Origin of the sequence: Corynebacterium sp. HMSC06C06, assembly GCF_001807295.1 — a bacterium.
Lineage (GTDB): Bacteria > Actinomycetota > Actinomycetes > Mycobacteriales > Mycobacteriaceae > Corynebacterium > Corynebacterium striatum.
In genome coordinates this window covers 1-3,334 of the sequence record NZ_KV788513.1, presented here as the reverse complement: position 1 = coordinate 3,334, position 3,334 = coordinate 1, and the positions used below count along the sequence as shown (strand labels likewise).

The window sequence follows — 3,334 nt, the reverse complement described above, 5'->3', positions numbered from 1 at the left end:
CTCAAACGGAACAAAACCTGGGGCACTTCAACCAACCCCAGCGATGAATCATAAATAGTCCAACTTCTCATTCATCGCTAGGAGGCACACACCCATGGCCTATGACTTCGTCATTGGCGTGGACGTCGGCAAATACTTCCACCACGTGAAGCGTCCTGGGTTTGGTTCCGCTTCTTTTACGGCCCTGTGTTGATGGGCTGGGTGAGATAGTACTCGGTTTCTACTTCCTGTGGGGTAGCGTAGTCCAAAGCTTCATGAAGCCGCTTGGTGTTCCACCAATGCACCCACCGCAAGGTGGCCAGTTCGACTTCTCCGACCGAGGTCCACGGGCCTTGGGTGTGAATGAGTTCAGCTTTGTAGAGCCCGTTGACTGTTTCGGCTAGTGCATTGTCGTAAGAATCGCCGACTGTTCCCACACTCGGGCGGATTCCGGATTCCGCTAGCGCGGTGGAATACTTCAGTGACACGTACTGGCTGCCCCGATCGCTATGGTGAATTAACTGGTTTCCATGGATTCGTCCTGCAGTCGTTAACGCATGCTCCAAAGCCTCCATGGGCAGCGCATCGGTACGCATCGTCGAGCGTGTAGCAACGCCAACAATTTTTCGACTGTGGACATCCACGACAAACGCGGTGTAGGCGAATCCTGACAGGGTGCGAACGTAGGTAATGTCGGCAACCCAAAGCCTGCCTGGTGCCTGCGCACGGAAGTTTCGGCGCACAAGGTCCGGGCGATGATCCGGTGCCTTCGGGCTTACCGTTGTCACTGGGGTTCGCCCACGTCTGCGGCCAGAAACGCCTGCGAGTTTCATCAGTCGTGCGGTCTTGTCGCGACCAATATGAAAGCCTTCACGGTTCATCGCGTGCCACATTTTGCGGATGCCGTAGACCGAGAAATTCTGCTCATGCACACGCTGTATCTCTGGGATGAGCAGGCTATCGCTTAAGGCCCTTGCGCTGGGAACACGAGTGGTGGCTTTGCGGTAGCCGCGTGAAGTAATGAATCCACGATCTGCTTGTTTAAGGACTCGGCAGATGGGCCCGGGCCCCAAACTGATCTTTATACGTGTCGATGTAGGAGATCATTTGGTCGTGGGTCGGTCGAGTTCCGCTGCGAAAAAGCCGAAGCAGTCTTAAGAATCCCGTTTGCTCGCTTCAGCTCACGGTTTTCGCGGCGCAGACGCTTGATCTCTTCTTCCATTGTTTCGCCGCCTGACGCGTCGGAGTCATCACGTACTGAAGCGCTGTCACGGTACCAAGCCCGCAATGTGTGGTGAGATACTCCAAGCAGCTTACCGACCTCCGTGTAGGCGCGTTGCAGTGAGCAGGACTCCAGGCGGACCATTTCGATGATCTGATGGACCGCCTTCTCTTTGAACTCGACGGAATACTTTCTAGGCATAGTTCAATCCTTCCTTAGCTGAGGTAGGAACTAAACCCAGGACGCTTCAAAAGCTGTCTATAAAGTCCCTAGTCAGGTGATTGGTTGGCTCATCCAGGAGGTATAGATCTGCTGGCGTTGCTAAACAATCGGGCCTAACCCCCGACGTGTCTACTTTCCGGGGGTCAGGCCCATCTGTATTTCAGTCTTTGGTAGATGACCTTGGGACTTACTCGCATACGGGGAGTAAATTGAACTCGGATGATTTAGGTAGTGTGCGCAGGACTGAACTTGTCGCTATCAAACAGGAGATAACCGAGCACAGAGCACATAGCGCCATGCTTGCCTGAAAACCAATTGCGGCGAGAAATGTACCCGCGCTGGCGGAAGCGATGATTGGTAGCAATCCCATCATCAGACGCGCTCCTGCCGAGCATTTTCCTATTTTTTCGGGAGGTGCTGATAACGCAAGTAGTCCTCCGGAGTATGAGTTGCACGCAATGGATGGAACTACGATGAAAAATGCTGCGACTGCGATGAGTGCCCAATACTGGGAAAATACGAGAAGCAACAGATACCACAGTAGTTCCCAAAGCATTGTTGCTCGGATGATGTTTCTTCCTGGCAATTGCTTGATGAGGCGGTCTTGAAGAAGTCCTCCAACAATCATTCCAATAGTAAACATGGTTGAGGTGAGGCCGATTATCCAACCATCAACTTTGAGGTATGCCAGCCATAGGTCAATAGACGCGATGAGGAAAAAGTTGGCGAAGTTGGAGAAGATATCGATGCTGAAAATTGTTCGAAGCATCGGATATTTCCAAATCCAAGCCAAAGAATATTTGCTATCAGACCAGAACTCTTTAAACGAATACCGTTGCTCGCTGTTTGACTTCCCCAAGTCCATACTGAAAGTTCTTGAAGCATAAAGCGGACCCAACCCAGACAAAGTTTGTACAACAAAGGGAATAACCGGGGCTAGACCGTAGAGAAAGCCTCCTAAAGGTAGTCCGACCATCCAGATAATGTTGTCTCGAGTTTGGTTACGGCCTTGCGCTTGAACAAGCAAATTCTCGGGAATGATGAATCTCAAAATGGCGTTGGTTAGGCCTCCGAACGCGCCTGTAATCATTCCTGCAAACAGGCTAAAAAAGAACAAAAGTATGAAAGTGAATTTGCTCAAGTAAAGTAGCAGCGAAAAGGTTGACCAAATAGCAATTTGGCTCAGCCCGTAGAAGAGAAGTAACTTCTTTTTGTTGAAACGATCAATGATCATGCCGGCCGGGATCGTCATGATCATCGAGCCGGCCGAACTTGCGGCTCCAATCACTCCCGCTTGACTTAGGCTTCCAGTGAGGTGGTAGCTCGCAAGTGAGATAGGGATGGCCACGAGGGATGCCCCCAAGGCGCTTGCTGTATCGGCGAAGAACCAACGTAGATAGTCAGGATGATTCTTGCGTACGGTGGTCCAAAATTTTTGATCAGAAGTCTTATAATCCTGCATCGTGTCTCTCAATGCTTGACAACCGCGACTGAAAGCTCATGCACGCAGCATGAACCCAGCATCGGATTTCCGAAATGGGCAATTCTCACGGGTCGAATTCTTGACCCGCCGCAACTTGCGGTGTGTCAAAAGGGATTTATTGATGCAGTAATGTGAACATGATGTGCTCCAGGTACTATGCCATTAATCTCGGATCAGTGCCTCTAGACTTCCCCGCAATAAGCTTACTAATTCTCTTGGGGTAGGCGCTTGCTCTTTAAGAACTGGATGGAGACCATAATAGGTGGTCCCTCGTTCATCACTAATGATTTCGAAATCTATGGCTTTAATCTCTAGTTTGTTGTTGATGAGAATGTTCGAGGGAGATACGTCTATCCACCGTACGTCTGAGTTTGCGATGGTTTTGATAAGGGACTTGAAGTGCCCCAGGTTTTGTTCCGTTTGAGTAG

2 protein-coding genes and 1 pseudogene are annotated in these 3,334 nt (G+C 50.5%); all 3 read right to left on the bottom strand.

Going from position 1 to position 3,334, the window contains the following annotated elements:
* Positions 1-176 precede the first annotated feature (176 nt).
* Positions 177-1,402: pseudogene (locus tag HMPREF3153_RS10150) on the bottom strand (IS3 family transposase).
* A 208-nt stretch (positions 1,403-1,610) separates the two neighbouring features.
* Positions 1,611-2,885, bottom strand: a complete 1,275-nt coding sequence (locus HMPREF3153_RS10140; protein ID WP_049062755.1) for an MFS transporter — start codon at positions 2,883-2,885, stop codon at positions 1,611-1,613.
* Between the two features lie 183 nt (positions 2,886-3,068).
* Positions 3,069-3,334 (bottom strand): hypothetical protein (locus HMPREF3153_RS12900; RefSeq protein ID WP_210385573.1); only part of this gene is annotated, 266 nt, incomplete at its 5' end.